Genomic DNA, 19,115 nt, shown 5'->3' on the forward strand with positions numbered 1-19,115 from the left:
TACGACAAATATATACAAATATTTTAACTTGTAATATTTCTTCTTTAAAAAAGAAATATTACATTTGCTATCCAATAAAAAACATGATACAAAGAAAACAATCTATATATTTATTAGTTGCAGGAATTATTTCTGCAGGGTTAACTACTGTTTTTAGTCTTTGGACAAATTCACAAAACAACTTACCTATATATATAGTAGATTTATTTTCGGGGGTTTCTCTTTTAGAAAAAATAATTCCAGTATCATTTTTCACTTCAGCTTTATTATCTATTGTAACCTTATTTTTATTTAAAAATCGTCAGTTACAATTTGTCTTAGGGCGCTTAAACATATTGATAAACCTTTTTTTATTAGGCGTGTTGATATATCTGTCACAAACATTATCTGGAGAAGCTTCGGTTTCTGAGAAAGGTATTGGGATGCTTTTTCCTATTATTGTTATTTTGCTGTTAGTTTTAGCGAATAAAGCAATTAAAAAGGATGAAGATCTTGTAAAATCTGTAGATAGATTACGATAAACCTAACATCTTAGTATATTTAGTGCGAAAAAACCGAGATTCTTATCTCGGTTTTCTATTTTTGTCTCGTACTGTTTATCTACTTTTCACAACCAAATGTTAATAAAATGTTAAAGAAAAACGTAATATCCCGTAGGCGCCTACGGGATATTACGTAGATAACATTCAGGGATATTGCGTATTGCACACAACTAGTTTATGTTCTAAATTTGTACATGTAACAATTATGAATTACAAGATTAAAGTTCACATAGCCGATGATCACAAAATCTTAATAGATGGAGTTATCGCCTTATTAAATACTGAAGATGACTTTGAAATAGAAGGTTATTCTTTAACAGGTAAGCAAGTAGTAGATTGGTCTGCTAAAAACAAAGCCGACGTTTTAGTTTTGGATATTAATATGCCGGAAGTGGATGGAATTGAAGTTTTAAAAACGTTTAAACAACGTAATAAAAAAATTAAAACGATAATCCTTTCTAGTTTAAGTGACCCAAAATTAGTACAAGAAATGATACTATTAGGTGCTAATGGTTTTGTTGACAAGAGTTGTGCTAACGACCATATTATTGAAGCTATAAGAAGTGTTTATAAAGGCATACAGTATTTTAGCGATGATGTTAAAAGCAGGTTATTAGAATTGTATGTGACTGAATCTAAAACTAAAGAGATTGTTCAATCTCAAGAAGATTTAACTGAAAGAGAAATTTTAGTATTAGAACAAATCGCTCTACAAAAAAGTACTTCTGAAATATCAGAATATTTATCCATAAGTGTTAGAACAATAGAAACATATAGAAGAAGTTTATATAAAAAATTAAATGTAAAAAATGTAGTAGGTTTAGCGGTGTACGCTGTGAAAAATAATATAGTATAGAAACCCTTCAAATTATTTTCTTTAATGCCCCCACAATAAAGGAAATACTCCCCCAAAGTCTATACATTATAAAAAAGTACATCGCTAACAACTACCATATAAAAAAACAATGAAATTATAGCGATGTGCAAAATAGAAACCCCTTATTTTCATTTCCCTTAACTTTAAAATGTCCCCCGACATTTCTATTTTATGTATATCGCTATTTTAAATCTTAAAATAACTTAAATAATAAACCATGAATAAATTTACTTCTTTTTTATTAGCTATCAGTTTAGTTTTTGCATCATGCTCTTCTAATGAGAATGAGGAATTAGACAACTTCCCACAAGAAAATTTATTACAATCGTACACTCTTAAAAGAGATGCTAGCGGAGCCTACTCTATCGATTTTAACACAACAGATAACACAGCTGTAACGGCCGTTAAAAATATCGACAAATCAAACGAAATCATTTTATCTGAAGCTAAGCACAAAACAACAACGAAGCACAGTAATGATTTTAGCATTGAAAATGAAGAATTAAAAATTGGTTTTTTAGAAGCCAACAAAGGGAAACGTACACAAATATCTGTTGAAGATGAAAACATTACCTTTGCTAAAGGTGGTATTACCGAGTTTTTAAACTCATATAGCATTACGAAAAATGAAGATGGTACGTTCTTACTTAACTTTAAAGTAAACGACAATGTAGCTACTGATTTTATTTATAATGAAGACATAGAAACTTATGAAGTACATTTATCTAATGGTACAGCTAAACAGAAAGACTTTTCGAGAACTATAAATGCTTCTCCTGATAATAATTTGTTAAAAATAGACTTTGTAAATCATAAACATTCAGGAAAGAGTATAGAAACTATTGTCAAGCCAAGAAAACCAAGATTAATATTCGAGGTTATTTAATGATTAAGTTTAAGAAAATATTACCTATATTCCTTACTGTTTTCGTTTTTCAAAACAACATTACAGCCGCCAATATTATTAGTAATAATTACTATATATTGAAAGGTAAAAACAATTCATCTTCTTTCTTAAAAAAAGAAAACAAGCTAATGAATTAAACTTACTCAAAGCAACTGAGCTATTTGAAAAAGAACAATACTCTAAATCTTTAGCGGAAGCACTAAAAACTTTAGTCAAGGCTAAGAACACTAAAAATGAGACGCTTTCTTATTCTTGTAATATCTTAATTGGAAGGATACTAAAAAAAGAAGTAAACATGAAGCTGCTTTAAAGTATTTTAAAGCAGCTCTTCAAATTCTCCTTAAAAATTCTGAAAACTTACTTGATTCTGATAAAAAAACAGATGATTCCATTCTTCTTGCTAAAAACTATTTACTTCTTGGAACGGAGTACTCAGTACTAAAAAAATCTGACAGTGCTAAACAACTTTACTTAAAGGTTATAAATATTGATAGTAAAAACACAGAAATAGCTAAACTTAAAGCTTCTGCTTTCAATAACATTTCAGCTCTTTATACTAGAGATTCAAACTACAAGCAAGCCAAAATTTATGCCTTAGAAGCTATTAATATACATCAAAAAACTAATAATAAAATATCAGAAGCTTCTGCTTTAAGTAACTTAGCTAGTATTTATTTATTAGAATTAAACTATCAAAAAGCTAGAGACCTCTATTTGAAAGGACTAAATCTTATCAATAAAAACAATAGTGATCTAGCCATTAGATACAAAGAGGATTTGTATTATAATTTAGCTTGGACATTCTACCTTTTAAAAGACTATAAAGCTTATGAGTTTCAAGAAAAATCATATTCGATAAAAGACGACCTAAGAGATAGAGAAATCAAGAGAATCGTTAAAGGAGTTTTTGAAAAACATCAAATAGAATTAATTAAGAATCAGGTAGAATTAGAAAAAACACAACAAGCAAAGACATCTATACTTTTTGGTGCTTTAAGTTTATTAGTAATTATAATCTCTGGGGTTGTGGTTTATAATTATAAATTACGTCAAAAAAACCTACAGTTAAAACTATCTGAAAACAATTTAAAACAACAACAAAGTCTTGAAAAGCTAAAATCAGATACGCAAACAAAAATACTGAATGCCACTATAGATGCTAAAGAATCTGAACGAAAACAGATCGCAGAAATTTTGCATGACAATGTTAGCGCACTACTATCATCTGCAAATATGCATTTAAGCGCCACCAAAAAACAGTTTAGCAACAATGCTCCTCAAGAAATAGAAAAGACACAAGCTATAATATTAGAAGCTTCACAAAAAGTTCGTGATTTATCTCACAACCTTATTTCATCTATTTTATTAAAATTTGGTTTAGAATACGCATTAAAAGATGTCGTAAAAAAATATTCAAACAGTCAATTGAAATTTGAAATTTCTGCTCAGAATATAAATAGGTACAATCAGGAATTTGAAATAAAAATATTTAATATTATTCAAGAGCTTGCTAATAACATCTTAAAACATAGTAAAGCTAGCCTTGCCCAAATAATTATAAAACAAGAAAAAAATAAATTAACTATTCTTGTTAATGACAACGGTATCGGCTTTAATACCTCAGCTACCGCTATTAAAAATACAGGTATTGGCTTAAATCAAATAGAAGCTCGATTAGAAATGATGAACGGGAAGCTATCTATCAATTCAGCAACAAATAAAGGAACGAAAATCTCGATAACAATTCCTATTCAACAACAAAAACCTTTTAAACTATCATCGGTGAGCTAATTCTATAACTTCCATATTGGTAATTTCGCCTTTATTTAATTCAAAACGAAGCATTGTTCTTACTTTGTGAAAACCATGTTTTCCTGCTGCGCCAGGATTTAAGTGCAGTAGCTTAAATTTCTCATCATATTGTACTTTTAAAATATGTGAATGCCCACTTATAAATATTTTTGGAGAACAAGCTTTTAACCCTTCCCTTACTCTTTGTTTATATGCATTCGGATATCCGCCTATATGCGTAATCCAAACAGAAACCTCTTCAACTATAAATTTATTATCTAACGGAAATTCTGCCCTAGCATCATTATCATCAATATTACCATAAACTGCACGCAAAGGTTTGTGTTTTTTTAAAGTATCCGTAACCTTTAAATCACCAATATCACCAGCATGCCAAACCTCATCAGCTTGTTTTACAAACTTTAATATTTGATCGTCAATATAACTGTGTGTATCGGAAAGGAGCAGTATTTTTTTCATCAACACAAAACTAATAAATAGTCTATACAAAATAGGCGCTAATATTTATATTCTATATTTTAAAAGTAACTTCTGTATTTTATTATCTAACAAAAACATATTTCTTTGAATAGCCACTGCAACTCAATCTATTATTTCATAATTTAGCCATTTAAATTTCATCATTTTTGAGGTATTTTATTGAACTAGCGTACAAAGGAAAAAATTATCATGGTTGGCAAATACAACCTGATGCAATTTCTATACAAGAAAAAATAAACGACGCTATTAGTACTGTTTTAAGACAAAAAATAGTTATTACAGGTGCTGGCAGAACAGATGCTGGTGTACATGCATCACAAATGTTTGCACATTTTGATACGGATATTGTTTTAGCTGAAAACTTTGCGTTTAGATTAAATGCTATCTTGCCCGACGATATTGTAATATATAATACTAAATTGGTTCATGACGATGCACATGTTCGTTTCGATGCAAGCAGTAGAAGTTATGAATATAAGATTTGGCTTGGTAGAAATCCATTTTCGCTAGACACTTCTTGGCAACTATACAATCAACAATTAAATATCGATTTAATGAACCAAGCAGCCGTTATTTTATATGAATATGAAGATTTTGAATGTTTTTCGAAAGTAAAAACTGGTGTTCACACCTTTAACTGTAAAGTAACGAATGCTTTATGGATTTTAAATGATAATGAATTAACTTTTCATATTAGTGCAAATCGTTTTTTAAGAAACATGGTGCGAGCAATTGTTGGTACTCTAATTGATATTGGAACTGGAAAAACTACTATTGATGATTTTAAAAAAATTATAGAAAGTAAAAACAGAAGTAACGCAGGAACATCGGTACCTGCAAAAGGATTATTTTTAACAAAAGTAGCATACGACTATATATAGTGAGCAAAACAACAGGAAAAGCATTCGATATTAAAATTTTTGTAAGACTTATGAGTTTTGCAAAACTGTACCGTGTACGATTTATTATAGCAGCAACATCAACAATACTATTGGCTGTCTTTGCCGTAATTAGTCCTGTTATTTTAATGACAGCTATCGATGATTTTGTAGCGCATAAAGACTTAACAAGACTATTATATTATACGATAGCAATGTTAGCTGTTTTACTAGTGCAAGTAGTCTTTCAATTTAGTTTTATATACAACGCTAATTGGGTTGGGCAGCATATTATTAGAGACATTAGAACTAAAACATTTCGAAAGATTTTAGCTTTTAAAATGAGTTATTTTAATAATTCATCTGTAGGTAAATTAGTTACCAGAGTTGTTTCAGACATCGAAACAATTGCTAACTTTTTTACGCAAGGTGTTTTTATGATTATAAGTGATGTTTTAAAAATGATCATCGTTATAATTGTAATGCTTTACACCAATTGGAAGTTAGCCATTATCGCATTGGCAACCTTACCAGTTTTAATTTATGCTACAAAAATTTTTCAAATAGCTATAAAATCTACTTTTCAAGATGTTCGTAACCAAGTAGCAAACCTTAACGGATTTGTTCAAGAAAGAGTTACGGGAATGAAAATTGTGCAACTTTTTAATCGTGAAAAAATTGAATATCAAAATTTTGTTGGTATCAACGAAAAACATAAAAAAGCACATGTAAAAACAGTTTGGTATTATTCGATATTTTTTCCAATTGCTGAAATATTATCATCTATTGCCATCGGATTAATTGTATGGTTTGGAGGTCTTCAAGTTGTTGAGGACAATGCAGTAACTGTTGGTGCTATTATTGGTTTTATAAAAATGTCTCAAATGTTATTTAGACCACTTCGTCAAATAGCAGATAAATTTAACCAATTACAAATGGGAATTGTAGCTGGTGAACGTGTATTTAACGTAATTGACACAGAAAGCTCTATTACTAAAAGCGGTACAATAACTACAGATTCTTTGCAAGGAAACATCAATTTTAAAGAGGTTCGTTTTAGTTATATTAAAGGAGAAGAGGTTTTAAAAGGCATTAGTTTTAATGTTAAAAAAGGTGAAACAATTGCTATTGTTGGAGCTACAGGTGCAGGAAAATCGACTATTATAAATTTAATAAATCGTTTTTATGAAATAGATAGCGGTGCTATTTATCTTGATGATGTTCTTGTTGAAGATTATGAAATCAACTCTTTGCGTGAAAAAGTTGCTGTCGTATTACAAGATGTATTTTTATTTTCTGATACTATTTTTAATAACATTTCATTAAAACATCAAAATATTTCATTAGAAGAAGTTAAACAAGCCGCTAAACAAATTGGAATTCATGATTTTATAATGACCCTGCCTAATAATTATGCTTATAACGTTAAAGAACGTGGAGCAATGCTTTCTTCTGGCCAACGACAATTAATCGCTTTTTTACGTGCATATGTAAGTAAACCTAGTATTTTAATTTTAGATGAAGCTACCTCTTCTGTTGATTCTCATTCAGAACAAATGATTCAACACGCTACGGATGAAATTACAAAAAAAAGAACCTCTATAATAATTGCGCATCGATTAGCGACTATAAAAAAAGCGGATACTATCATTGTTATGGATAAAGGAATAATCGTTGAACAAGGAAATCATAACCAGTTGCTTCAAAAGGAAAATGGGCACTATAAAAACCTCTACGATAAGCAATTTCGGAAAGATTAATACTTCATCTGGAAACTAAATTAGTGAATTTTATACGCATCCTTATATACTTGTAGTATAAATATAAACTTAAAAAAACATGAAGAAATTAATTTTAACCTTGTGCTTTGTAGTAGCTTCATTAGCAGCTTCTTCTCAAAACACCAATAAAACAATAACCACAGCTAAGACTAATGTAAAATCTTCAGGCGCTATAAAAGGTATTTCAGATTTCAGTAACCCATTAGCTACCGAATACCTAACAAAATACAATGCTTACGCCGAATTTTATATTAAAAACAAAGGTAAAGTTTTAAGAAATAATGAATTCATGCAAGGACTTCGCAAATTAAGCTCTGATAGAAATGAAATATTAGGTAAGTTAGGTACTCCTGATTCTAAAAAATTTCATGCTATAATGAAGGTTATATATGCTAAATTGGCATCATTCCCAACTACATAATTTTAGTTTTCTTATTAAAAAAACTTCTTTATTTTCATAAAGTCAATAGCCGCCCGAAACAAGGTGGCTATTTTTTTATCTAGCAGCTATAAAACCATACTAGTTGTCACAATATAATTACAAAATAAAAATTATCAAACAAGAGAGTCTTAGCATCTCTCTTTAAAAGGAGGAAGGTTATTATAACAATTAATACTAAAAATAATTTAACGCTAAAATAGTTTCGTAAATAATATCATAAATAGTTTGTTTAGAGCACTCAAAATAATACATTTGCCTTTATCAATCAAAAATTAAAATCATAAAAAAATGAAAAAAGTAATTTTAACTATGTGTGTTGCTGGTGCATTATTAGCAACTTCTTGTAAAAACACTAAAGAAGAAGCAAAAGAAGCAACTGTTGAGGCTGTAGAAACTGCAACTGAAGAAGCTACCGAAGCTACAACTAAAGCTGTAGAAACTACTGAAGCTGCTGTTGAAAAAGCTACCGAAGCTGTAAAATCTGCACTAGAAGGTGTGACAATTCCTGAATTTAAAGATCCTAAAGTTGGTGAATACTTAAAATCTTATTCTGAGTATGCTAAATCTTATATCGATGCAAAAGGAGATGTTTTAAAAAATACTGAATTAGCAACTAAAGCTGCTGAGTTAGCAACTAAAGCTAGTGAAATTACTGCTTCTTTAGACGCTGAAAGCGCTGTGAAATTTAGTAAAGTAATGACTGCTATCCAATCTAAAATGGCTCCTGCTAAATAATTTTAGATTTTTATAAATATTAAAAAGCTCGCAATTGCGAGCTTTTTTTATGCAGTTAAATCTTTTTGTAATTTCACAAATAAATCTTCTGGTGTTTTATAAAACACGAATTCACCATTATTTATATAAGATATTTCTCCTGTTTCTTCTGAAACCAATAAGCAAATAGCATCTGTTCTTTCGGTAACTCCTATTGCTGCTCTGTGCCTTAATCCAAAACGAGCTGGTATTTTAGTACTATCCGAAATTGGTAAAACAACGCGAGTTGCTACAATATAATTATCTCGAATAACAGTAGCCCCATCATGTAATGGACTATTTTTATAAAAAATACTTTCTAAAATAGCTTCATTTAACAACGCATTCATTTTATCACCAGTATTGATCAAAAAATCGAGGTTATTGGTCTTTTCTATAACCAATAATGCTCCTGTTCTGGTTTTAGACATACTTGAGCATGCTTTTAAAATTTTTTCAATATCTATTTCTGAATTAACTTCCGTCTTCATAAACTTCAACTGACTTAATAAACCTTTTTTTGTGGATAAGTTAGTAGTTCCTATCATCAATAAAAACTTTCTGATTTCTTGTTGAAAAACAATAATCAAAGCGATAACTCCACCAGATAATAAGTATCCTAAAATACCACTCACCATCTCCATATGGAGTGCCTGCGTTATCTTCCAAATTAAAAAGATTAAGGCGATACCTATCACAATATTAATAGCAACGGTACCCTTTAACAATTTATATATATAATACAATAATACTGCTACCAAAATAATGTCTAGCACATCAAGAAACGAAAAATCGATAAAATCTAAATTCATTAATTATTTTGAAGTTTTAGTAAAAGTAATCATTTTATCGTAATTGCGATACAATCTTAACAGCTTCAACAGCTTCTTTTACATCGTGAACTCTTAAAATATTTGTTCCGTTCAATAAAGCAACTGTATTCGCTACCGTCGTTGCATTTAATGCATTTTGAGGTGAAATATCTAGCAATTTATAAAGCATTGACTTTCTTGAAACTCCTGTTAAAATAGGAAGTTCTAGATTTTTAAATAACGACAACTTATTTAATAATTCGTAGTTATGTGCTGTTGTTTTTCCAAACCCAAAACCTACATCAGTAATAACATCGTTAACTTTTAGTTCACGAAGCTTAAACAATTGAGCTGTAAAAAACGAAATCACTTCAGTTATTATATCTTTATAAATTGGGCTTGATTGCATGTTTTGCGGAGTTCCTTGCATATGCATCATAATATAAGGTACTTGTAATTTTGCAATTGTATGAAACATTTGTTCATCCATTTTCCCTCCAGAAATATCATTAATCAAAGCTGCTCCAGCATTGATTGAATCTTCCACTACTCGACTTCTAAAAGAATCTACAGAAATAATAATATCCGGAAAATTCTTTACCAACAACATAACAACAGGTACAATTCTTTGCAATTCTTCAGTTTCTGAAATATGTTTTGCCCCTGGTCTTGATGAGTATGCACCAACATCAATAAAAGTAGCACCTTCCTTTAGCATCTTTTCTGTTTGCTTCAAAATATCACTTTCATCCTTGTATCTTCCTCCATCAAAAAAAGAATCTGGAGTAACATTTAAAATCCCCATAACTTTAGGTGCAGTGAGGTCTATTAATTTTTCATTACAATTAATCGTCATCTTCATAAATTTCCAAGTAAAAATAAACGAAAAGCTTGTAATATTTACTATTTTTGAACGAATACTTTTAAATAAAAAAGATGCAGAATACATCCAAACAATACGATGCCGTAGTTGAAGAATGCAGAAACTTGTTTATAAAAAAAATGAGTGACTATGGTAGTGCTTGGAGAATTTTAAGGCTTCCCTCATTAACAGATCAAATTTTTATCAAAGCACAACGCATTCGTCAGTTACAAGAAAATACTGAACGTAAAGTTGACGAAGGTGAAAAACCAGAGTTTATTGGTATTATTAATTACTCAATAATGGCTTTAATTCAATTAGAACTAGGTGTTGTAGAACAGCCAGATTTAAATACTGATAAAGCGACTTCTTTGTATGATAAACATCTTAAAATCACCAAAGAATTAATGGAAAACAAAAACCATGATTATGGAGAAGCCTGGCGAGATATGAGAATTTCATCTTTAACAGATTTAATTCTTCAAAAATTACTACGCGTAAAACAAATTGAAGACAACCAAGGAAAAACCTTAGTTTCTGAAGGAATTGATGCAAATTACCAAGATATGATTAATTATGCTATTTTTGCATTGATTCATCACTCAGAGTTAGATAGTTAAACTTAAACCCCAAAAAATGATTTTAAAAATTTCAACCCATATTTCAAGAATATTAGTAGGTCTTTTATTTATCTATTCAGGATTTGTAAAATTAGTAGACCCAATTGGTTCTCAATATAAATTTCAAGAATATTTTAGCGAAGATGTTTTAAATATGGAATTCTTAATTCCTTATACTTTACCTTTTGCTATTCTATTAATTATCTCTGAATTAGTTTTAGGGGTAATGCTAATCGTTGGCTACAAACCTAAACTTACGGTATGGAGCATATTTGGTCTTAACTTAATTTTTCTATTCTTAACATGGTACTCTTACACCTATAACAAGGTTACAGACTGCGGATGTTTTGGTGATGCCTTAAAACTTACTCCTAAAGAAACTTTTTACAAGAATGTAATATTCATGGTTTTTATTGTTATTTTAATCTTCGGATTAAAATATATCAAACCTTTACTTTCAGATAAATTAGGCGCTATAAAAACATACGGAACAATAATTGTCTCATTATTCATTACCTATTATGTATTAAATCATTTGCCAATTATCGATTTTAGAGCATATTCAATAGGAACTGATATTGCTGAAGGAATGAAGTATCAAGAAGACAGTGATGAAGTACCACCAATTCATGATTTTATGATTGAAACTGATGAAGAAGGTGACCTATTAGAAACAATGTTAGCAAAAGACAAAGCGATGCTTGTTATAATGTATAATTTTGATAAAACAGAAAAAGAAGGAATAACTGCAATCTCTAAAGTAGCAGCAAAAGCGAAAGCAAAAGGATATGAAATTTATGTATTAACAGCTTCTTACATTGAAGATTTAGCTACCTCTCAAAAAGAGTTTAACCTACCATACACCTTCGGATTTTGTGATGAAACAGCCTTAAAAACAGTAATTAGAGCAAATCCAGGAATTGTTACGGTTGAAAAAGGAATTATTGTAGGAAAATGGAATTGGACAGATGCCGAAGACATAATCTTAAAATAAAAATAAAACTTTAGTATTTTAAAACCTCGTAAAATTTGCGAGGTTTTATTATTTTAGCAGTGTTATGAAACAACTTTTATTAGTTTTTATAGGCGGAGGAACGGGTAGTGTTTTAAGATATCTTATTGGCAAACTCTTAAACAACTCGCAAACAGGAATTCCTTACGGAACCTTTACCGCAAATATTATCGGTAGCTTGCTTATCGGATTTATTTTAGGATTCGCAGCTAAAAACGAAGCCATGTCTCAAAGTAATACATTATTACTAGCTACAGGTTTTTGTGGCGGATTCACAACCTTTTCTACCTTTGCTTACGAGAACCATCTATTTTTAAAATCTGGAGATTTCACTTCTTTTGCCTTATACACAATCGCTAGTTTTGTCCTAGGATTTTTAGCTGTTTTCGCAGGAATATATCTCATTAAATTTATTTAACCCATGAACGAATTAGTACAATATACATCAGCAGATAAATATGCAATTATTACCCTTTCAAACGGAAAAGTAAATGCAATATCACATGAAGTAATCGACTCTTTAAATACACTACTAGATAAAGCTGAACAAGAAAAAAAGATTGTTATTTTAACTGGTCAACCAGGCATGTTTTCAGCCGGATATGATTTAAAAAGCATGACAACTTCACATGAAGCTGCATTAGAGTTAGTTACCAAAGGATCTAAACTGTCACACAGAATGTTATCTTTTCCTTTTCCAATTATTGCAGCCTGTACAGGTCATGCTATTGCGAAAGGAGCCTTTTTACTACTTTCTACTGACTATAGATTAGGTACCGAAGGTGCTTTTAAAATAGGATTAAACGAAGTAATGATAGGAATGACCATGCATAATGCCGGTATTGAAATAGCAAAAGGTCGTTTAGCACCTGTTTATTTTGAACGCAGTGTAAACAATTCAGAAATTTACAATCCTAAAGATGCCGTTACAGCTGGATTTTTAGATAAAATTGTTCCTGAAAGCCATTTACTACCAACGGCTATTAAAATTGCCGAAATGTTTGCTTCATTAAACCCAAAAGCACATGCGGCTACTAAATTAAAAGTCAGACAAAACTATTTAGCTTCGTTAGAAGAAGCTATTAAACAAGATCTTGTAGATGGATTACATCCACCTACTAAATAATAAAAAAGCCTGCTATTAGCAGGCTTTTTTATTGCTTTTTATATGCCATAACTCCGGCTTTTATCTCTGTATCTAAATAATTATCTCTTGGAGTAATAGGGCAAGAATATCGATCACTATATGCACAATAAGGATTATATGCTTCGTTAAAATCAATAACAATTGTTCCGTTGCTATTTTCATCAGTAATTAAAACATCTATAAATCGCCCTCCTTCGTAAGAGGATTTTCCGTTCGTTTTATCAAAAAAAGGTAAAAACAAGTGATCTTTATATTCTGCCTTCGGATACTCATCTTTATAAATAGCTAATTCAAAATCTTCATCAGCAATAGAAAAAGAAACTATTCCGTATTTTTCATACGTCACAACCCTATCAGTTGTTGTAGGGAAATTAAACTTAGGGGCATCAGGTGTTTTAACTAATTTTGCAGTTACTTTATATTTAGTATCCAAAGCAAAAAAATCTAATCCTTTAAATTTTTTCAATCCTTTTTTTGTTAAAGGCGATTTAGAAGCATCTTTGAATTTAGCATTCATTTCTTTTTGAAAATCTGAATTTCCAAAGTTTTTTCTTTTTCCCTCAGTAACACAAGACTGAAGCGCAATAATAAAAACTACGACTAAAAATTTTTTCATTTAATTTATACATTTAAACCAATAGTGATCATAAAATCACTTTAAAACAAAAGTAACTTTCTTCCTTTAAAAACACTTTATTATTCGCTTTTTTTGATAATCAAACAGAATATTATGCTCTAAATAAATATTTTTTGTTAAAATTCTACTAATAAACTTGACATATTAATAAAAAAATATTACATTTAACTCAATAGATTATATCTATAATTGATAAAAAAGAGGGAATTATGCCTTAATCAACTATATAAAGAAAATTTATAAATTAATAAAACAATTTGATTGTTTTATTATAGGTTAACAAAAAGATTAATATATATTTGTCGCCGATTTTACTTTATGATTTTACTATTTTGTGTAAAACAAGATCAATTACCAGACTAAAATCTAAAAGATAATTTAATTAATATAAGTAAGTATTTTATGAATTCAGAATTAATTAGTAAAGCAGACGAATTTGAACACAGAAAATTCAAATTTATTACTACTAGTGATAGAATATTAGCTTCAAGAGAGGTAAAGTCTTTAATACTTGAAATAAACGAAGTATATAAAGAGACAAAAGATAGTGCTCTAATGGATGCTATGAAGCGATTAACAGTTGTAAAACAACGAATTGAAAAACGATTAAAAGGGAAACCTTTAACTGCTTAAATTTATTACAACAATAAACGATGTTTTCATTCGTTTACTATAACAATATAGAATGATATTTTCATAATTTATTATTCTTGATATTATTTATTCTTGATAAAAGTTCTAGTATAATACTAGAACTTTTTTTATTATTTGTTTACTTTTTTCAAAAACGACCATTTCTTTCTTCTAAAAATGGTCATTCTATTCCCAAAAAAAAGATCCTCCCCCTCTTTTCGTGTCATTTCTAATTTATTTCCACAATAAAAAAAATATTTTTTCGACATAAAAAATCACTTACTTTTTTATAAATCAAACCTTTAACAAACACCTTTAAAACCCCAACAAATATCCTCTTAAAAAAAATTAAAAAAACTTTTGGCAGATTCAAAAAACATGATATATTTGCATCGCTTTTAAAGGCAACAGGCCGATGTAGCTCAGCTGGCTAGAGCAGCTGATTTGTAATCAGCAGGTCGGAGGTTCGAGTCCTCTCATCGGCTCAATTAAAAACAAAAAGCGCTAACTTAAGTTAGCGCTTTTTTTATGCACATATTTCACTAAATTTGCTTTAACAATTCACCTTAATAAAACTCAATGAAAAATATATTTGTAATCGGTATTGCTGGCGGAACAGGAAGTGGAAAGACAACCGTAGTAAATCAAATAATCAATGAGCTACCACAAGATGAAGTATGTATTATATCGCAAGACTCGTATTACAGTCAAACCGATAACCTTAGCTATGAAGAACGCACAAAAATAAATTTTGATCATCCCAGAGCCATCGACTTCGAATTACTCGTTCATCATTTAAGCGACTTAAAGAACGGTAAGATTATCGAACAACCTATTTACTCTTTTGTTGCACATAATAGAACGAAAGACACCATAAAAACACACCCCAGAAAAGTTATTATTGTTGAAGGAATTTTAATTTTTAATAGTAAAGAACTAAGAAACCTTTGTGACATAAAAGTTTTTGTACATGCTGATGCTGATGAACGCTTAATAAGGCGTGTTCGTAGAGATATAAAAGAAAGAGGTAGAGATATCGATGAAGTTTTAAGCAGATATCAAAGCACCTTAAAACCAATGCATCAACAATTTATCGAACCAACAAAAAACTATGCTGATATTATAATTCCTAACGACAGGCACAATACTGTTGCCATAGATATTGTTAGAACCGTAATTAGCGACCGCCTGTAACATGAATTTAAAATCAATACAAAACAAGCCTTCTTTTAAAATAATAACAAACATATATGTTATTATTTTAACCATATTTGTTGTTTGGATGCTTTTTTTGATGAAAATTCTTATCTTACCCATAGAGAGTTCAACAAAGAAATTGAAGAACTAGAAATTTGGATAAACTATCACAAGAATAAAATTAACAAAGACAAAGAAACTATAAAAAAACTTCAAGACTCTCTTCAACTAGAACGCTATGCACGTGAAAAATACTTGATGAAGAAAGAAAATGAAGATATTTATATTATCGAATTTGATACCATACAAAAATAATGAGTACTTATTTATTTAATGACTTCAAGGAAATCAGTGCTGCCGAATGGAAACAAAAAATACAGGTAGACCTTAAAGGTGCTGATTATAACGACACGCTTCTTTGGAAAACTGACGAAGGCATTACTGTAAAACCTTTTTACACAAAAGAAGATCAAACAAAAACAACAATAGCAACTCCTAAAAAGGGATTTAATATTTGTCAGTCTATTTATATTGAAGACGAGAAAAAAGCAAATTATTTTGCAATCGATTCTTTAAAAAGAAGCGCAAAATCTATAGAGTTTAAAGCAAAAACTAAATTTGATTACAAAACATTACTTCAAGATTTAGATCTTAAAAACACCGTTCTTTATTTTAAAGTAAAGTTTTTAGACGCTAAATTCATTATTGAATTATCAAATTATATAGCTTCAGATAATTGTTATTTTAATATTGATATTATTGGCAATTTAACAAGTACCGGTAACTGGTTTACGAACTTAAATAATGATCACAAAGAATTCGAAAAAATCATAAATAATGTTCCGAATGCTATTTGTATTAATGCTACTACCTATCAAAATTCTGGAGCGAATAATACACAACAACTTGCCTACGCACTTGCGCACGCAAATGAATATTTAAATCACTTTGGAAGTAAAATAGCAAATAACATACATTTTAATTTTTCTGTAGGTAGTAACTATTTCTTTGAAATAGCAAAACTAAGAGCTTTTAGAATTTTATGGGCATCACTTTTAAAAGAGTACGCTATTAAAAACAATACAACGCATTTATTTACACAACCTAGCTTACGTAACAAAACATTGTATGATTATAATGTAAACATGCTTCGTACTACATCAGAATGTATGAGTGCTATTTTAGGTGGAGCTGACACGGTTTGTAATATTTCTTACGATGATATTTTTCATCATTCGAATGAATTTGGTGAGCGCATTTCTAGAAATCAATTATTGATTTTACAACAAGAAAGCGAACTTTCAGATGCTCAGAATTTTGCAGACGGTGCTTATTATATTGAAGCTATCACACAACAATTGGCGCATAATTCTTTAGAAGTATTTAAAACTATCGAAAAAGGTGGTGGATTCTTAAAACAACTTAAAGAAGGAATCATACAGCGAAAAATTAAAGATGCTGCTGAGAAAGAACAAACAAAGTTCGATACTGGTAAATTAGTTTTATTGGGAACTAATAAAATTCAGAACGACAACGATAAAATGAAGAATGATTTGGAGCTTTTTCCGTTTATGAAAATCAGAAACGAAAAAACACTCATCCAGCCGATTATTCAAAAACGATTAGCTGAAAAGCTAGAACAAGAACGTTTACAAGATGAGTAGAAAGAACGTATCAAACATACAATTAGACCAAAGTCAAAAATCACAAGTTGAAAGCAAACAACATGAAGATTTCGTTGCTGGTATTGCTCCGAATTTACGCGGATCTTACTCCACAATGTATGTTCGAAGACCTTGGACTATTCGTCAATACGCCGGATTTTCAACTGCTGAAGAAAGTAATGCTTTTTACAGAAGAAACTTAGCAGCCGGACAAAAAGGACTTTCTGTTGCTTTTGATTTAGCAACACACCGTGGTTACGATTCAGATCATGAACGCGTACAGGGTGATGTAGGAAAAGCAGGTGTTGCAATTGATTCGGTTGAGGATATGAAAATCTTATTCGACCAAATACCGTTAGATAAAATGTCGGTTTCAATGACTATGAACGGAGCCGTTTTACCAATTCTTGCCTTTTATATTGTTGCTGCCGAAGAACAAGGTGTTGCGCCGGAGTTGCTATCAGGAACCATTCAAAACGATATTTTAAAAGAATTTATGGTGCGTAACACGTACATTTACCCACCTACTCCATCAATGAAAATCATTGCTGATATTTTTAAATATACTTCGGATTTTATGCCGAAATATAACTCAATTTCTATTTCTGGCTACCACATGCAAGAAGCAGGTGCAACTGCCGAAATTGAACTAGCATACACTTTGGCTGATGGATTAGATTACATTAAAAAAGGATTAGAATCAGGAATGGACATTGATACATTTGCCCCGAGATTATCTTTTTTCTGGGCAATAGGAATGAATCATTTTGTAGAAATTGCCAAAATGCGAGCAGCCAGAATGTTGTGGGCAAAAATCGTAAAACAATTCAATCCTAAAAATCCAAAATCTTTAGCTTTAAGAACACACTGTCAAACAAGCGGATGGTCTTTAACAGAGCAGGATCCTTTTAACAATGTAGCTCGAACAACTATTGAAGCCATGGCTGCGGCTTTTGGAGGCACACAAAGTTTACACACAAATGCCTTAGATGAAGCAATTGCTTTACCTACAGATTTTTCTGCACGAATTGCACGTAACACACAAATATATTTACAAGAAGAAACCCATATTACAAAAACTGTTGACCCTTGGGCAGGAAGCTATCACGTAGAACAACTAACTGAAGATATTACCAACAAAGCTTGGGAATTAATTAAAGAAGTTGAGGAATTAGGCGGAATGACAAAAGCCATTGAAAAAGGAATTCCGAAAATGCGAATTGAAGAAGCTGCTGCTAAAAAACAAGCAAAGATAGATAGCGGACAGGATGTAATTGTAGGTGTAAATAAATACCAACTGGAACAAGAAGATCCTTTACATATTTTAGAAGTTGATAATGAAGCGGTACGTTTGTCGCAAATTGAAAGACTTAATGACATCAAATCAAAAAGAAATAACGTTGCCGTTCAGCAATCTTTAAACGATTTAACTGAATGTGCCAAATCCAATAAAGGAAACTTATTAGACTTAGCGGTAAAAGCTGCTAAAAACAGAGCTACTTTAGGTGAGATTTCTGACGCTTTAGAAAGTGTTTTTGGGCGTCATAAAGCAGTTCATAAAACAATTTCGGGCGTGTATAGTAAAGAAATAAAAGACGATCAGTTATTTAAAAAAGCAATTGAATTTGCTGATAAATTTTCGGAACTAGAAGGACGAAGACCAAGAATAATGATTGCCAAGCTAGGCCAAGATGGTCATGATCGTGGCGCAAAAGTAGTTGCCACCGGTTATGCCGATTTAGGTTTTGATGTAGATATTGGCCTTTATTTCAAACTCCGCAAGAAGCAACGAAGCAAGCTATTGAAAACGATGTTCATATTTTAGGAATTTCATCATTAGCGGCAGGTCATAAAACATTAGTTCCTCAAGTAATTGCTGAGTTAAAAAAATATGGACGTGAAGATATTATGGTAATTGTTGGTGGAGTAATCCCTGCACAAGATTATCAATATTTATTTGATGCAGGCGCTGTAGGTGTTTTTGGTCCTGGAACCAAAATTGCACAAGCTGCTATTGACATGTTAACTATTTTAATTGATAGTATAGAAGAATAAAACT

20 protein-coding genes, 1 tRNA gene and 1 pseudogene are annotated in these 19,115 nt (G+C 30.5%); 18 read left to right on the forward strand and 4 right to left on the reverse strand.

Annotated elements, in window-relative coordinates:
- The first annotated feature begins 83 nt into the window (after positions 1-83).
- The 4 genes from PG912_RS10615 to PG912_RS10630 all read left to right on the forward strand — a co-directional run bounded on the left by PG912_RS10615 (position 84) and on the right by PG912_RS10630 (position 4,117).
- Entirely contained in the window at positions 84-521 is a 438-nt protein-coding gene (locus PG912_RS10615; protein WP_275687514.1) for a DUF4293 domain-containing protein, read from the forward strand.
- 226 nt (positions 522-747) lie between these two features.
- Positions 748-1,398, forward strand: coding sequence for a response regulator transcription factor (locus tag PG912_RS10620; protein ID WP_275687515.1), 651 nt, complete (start codon positions 748-750; stop codon positions 1,396-1,398).
- A gap of 238 nt (positions 1,399-1,636) precedes the next feature.
- Positions 1,637-2,305: a hypothetical protein gene (locus tag PG912_RS10625; RefSeq protein WP_275687516.1), complete on the forward strand. Its 669-nt coding sequence runs from the start codon at positions 1,637-1,639 to the stop codon at positions 2,303-2,305.
- Between the two features lie 528 nt (positions 2,306-2,833).
- A complete protein-coding gene (locus tag PG912_RS10630; protein WP_275689046.1) occupies positions 2,834-4,117 on the forward strand; it encodes an ATP-binding protein in 1,284 nt (427 codons plus the stop codon).
- Here the strand turns inward: PG912_RS10630 and PG912_RS10635 are convergent.
- A complete protein-coding gene (locus PG912_RS10635) occupies positions 4,103-4,597 on the reverse strand; it encodes a metallophosphoesterase family protein (RefSeq protein ID WP_275687517.1) in 495 nt (164 codons plus the stop codon). The two genes, PG912_RS10630 and PG912_RS10635, sit on opposite strands and share 15 nt — an antisense overlap.
- 167 nt (positions 4,598-4,764) lie before the next feature.
- Here PG912_RS10635 and truA point away from each other — a divergent pair, with 167 nt between their 5' ends.
- The 4 genes from truA to PG912_RS10655 all read left to right on the forward strand — a co-directional run bounded on the left by truA (position 4,765) and on the right by PG912_RS10655 (position 8,454).
- Positions 4,765-5,499 (forward strand): tRNA pseudouridine(38-40) synthase TruA, encoded by a 735-nt coding sequence (gene truA, locus PG912_RS10640; protein WP_260586829.1) that lies wholly within the window; start codon positions 4,765-4,767, stop codon positions 5,497-5,499.
- A gap of 50 nt (positions 5,500-5,549) precedes the next feature.
- On the forward strand, positions 5,550-7,256 hold the full coding sequence (locus PG912_RS10645; RefSeq protein ID WP_275687518.1) for an ABC transporter ATP-binding protein: 1,707 nt from the start codon (positions 5,550-5,552) through the stop codon (positions 7,254-7,256).
- Between the two features lie 79 nt (positions 7,257-7,335).
- Positions 7,336-7,698 carry a hypothetical protein gene (locus PG912_RS10650; RefSeq protein ID WP_260586831.1) on the forward strand — a complete coding sequence of 121 codons (363 nt, stop codon included), beginning with the start codon at positions 7,336-7,338 and terminating at the stop codon, positions 7,696-7,698.
- Positions 7,699-8,007: 309 nt separating this feature from the next.
- Positions 8,008-8,454 (forward strand): hypothetical protein, encoded by a 447-nt coding sequence (locus PG912_RS10655; protein WP_275687519.1) that lies wholly within the window; start codon positions 8,008-8,010, stop codon positions 8,452-8,454.
- 47 nt (positions 8,455-8,501) lie between these two features.
- Here PG912_RS10655 and cdaA read toward each other — a convergent pair whose 3' ends face one another.
- Complete coding sequence (gene cdaA / locus PG912_RS10660; protein ID WP_260586833.1) at positions 8,502-9,284, reverse strand: diadenylate cyclase CdaA; 783 nt, start codon at positions 9,282-9,284, stop codon at positions 8,502-8,504.
- A gap of 34 nt (positions 9,285-9,318) precedes the next feature.
- Complete coding sequence (gene folP / locus PG912_RS10665) at positions 9,319-10,140, reverse strand: dihydropteroate synthase (RefSeq protein ID WP_275689047.1); 822 nt, start codon at positions 10,138-10,140, stop codon at positions 9,319-9,321.
- Between the two features lie 80 nt (positions 10,141-10,220).
- Here folP and PG912_RS10670 point away from each other — a divergent pair, with 80 nt between their 5' ends.
- The 4 genes from PG912_RS10670 to PG912_RS10685 all read left to right on the forward strand — a co-directional run bounded on the left by PG912_RS10670 (position 10,221) and on the right by PG912_RS10685 (position 12,904).
- Positions 10,221-10,766, forward strand: coding sequence for a DUF1599 domain-containing protein (locus PG912_RS10670; protein WP_260586834.1), 546 nt, complete (start codon positions 10,221-10,223; stop codon positions 10,764-10,766).
- 16 nt (positions 10,767-10,782) lie between these two features.
- Positions 10,783-11,760 carry a DoxX family protein gene (locus PG912_RS10675; protein ID WP_275687520.1) on the forward strand — a complete coding sequence of 326 codons (978 nt, stop codon included), beginning with the start codon at positions 10,783-10,785 and terminating at the stop codon, positions 11,758-11,760.
- 64 nt (positions 11,761-11,824) lie between these two features.
- Positions 11,825-12,196, forward strand: a complete 372-nt coding sequence (gene crcB / locus PG912_RS10680) for a fluoride efflux transporter CrcB (RefSeq protein WP_275687521.1) — start codon at positions 11,825-11,827, stop codon at positions 12,194-12,196.
- Between the two features lie 3 nt (positions 12,197-12,199).
- Complete coding sequence (locus PG912_RS10685) at positions 12,200-12,904, forward strand: crotonase/enoyl-CoA hydratase family protein (RefSeq protein WP_275687522.1); 705 nt, start codon at positions 12,200-12,202, stop codon at positions 12,902-12,904.
- 28 nt (positions 12,905-12,932) lie between these two features.
- On the opposite strand, the gene PG912_RS10690 is transcribed toward PG912_RS10685, so the two are convergent.
- Complete coding sequence (locus PG912_RS10690) at positions 12,933-13,541, reverse strand: DUF1684 domain-containing protein (protein WP_260586838.1); 609 nt, start codon at positions 13,539-13,541, stop codon at positions 12,933-12,935.
- A gap of 423 nt (positions 13,542-13,964) precedes the next feature.
- On the opposite strand from PG912_RS10690, the gene PG912_RS10695 reads away from it, so the two are divergent.
- From PG912_RS10695 to scpA, 6 genes and pseudogenes are all read left to right on the forward strand, one after another.
- Positions 13,965-14,195 (forward strand): hypothetical protein, encoded by a 231-nt coding sequence (locus PG912_RS10695; RefSeq protein ID WP_058884388.1) that lies wholly within the window; start codon positions 13,965-13,967, stop codon positions 14,193-14,195.
- Positions 14,196-14,606: 411 nt separating this feature from the next.
- A tRNA-Thr gene (locus PG912_RS10700) sits at positions 14,607-14,680 on the forward strand.
- A gap of 103 nt (positions 14,681-14,783) precedes the next feature.
- Positions 14,784-15,389: a uridine kinase gene (gene udk / locus PG912_RS10705; protein ID WP_260586899.1), complete on the forward strand. Its 606-nt coding sequence runs from the start codon at positions 14,784-14,786 to the stop codon at positions 15,387-15,389.
- Between the two features lie 84 nt (positions 15,390-15,473).
- The gene (locus PG912_RS10710) at positions 15,474-15,707 is read left to right on the forward strand and encodes an FtsB family cell division protein (RefSeq protein WP_333780656.1); all 234 of its coding nucleotides are present in this window, start codon (positions 15,474-15,476) and stop codon (positions 15,705-15,707) included.
- Positions 15,707-17,056: a methylmalonyl-CoA mutase subunit beta gene (locus tag PG912_RS10715; protein ID WP_275687523.1), complete on the forward strand. Its 1,350-nt coding sequence runs from the start codon at positions 15,707-15,709 to the stop codon at positions 17,054-17,056. Before PG912_RS10710 ends, PG912_RS10715 begins: the two co-directional genes overlap by 1 nt.
- Positions 17,049-19,111 (forward strand): annotated as a pseudogene (scpA, locus tag PG912_RS10720) (methylmalonyl-CoA mutase). The gene PG912_RS10715 and the pseudogene scpA overlap by 8 nt, the downstream one beginning before the upstream one ends.
- The last annotated feature ends 4 nt before the right edge of the window (positions 19,112-19,115 follow it).

This window comes from Tenacibaculum retecalamus (assembly GCF_027941755.1).
Lineage (GTDB): Bacteria > Bacteroidota > Bacteroidia > Flavobacteriales > Flavobacteriaceae > Polaribacter > Polaribacter haliotis_B.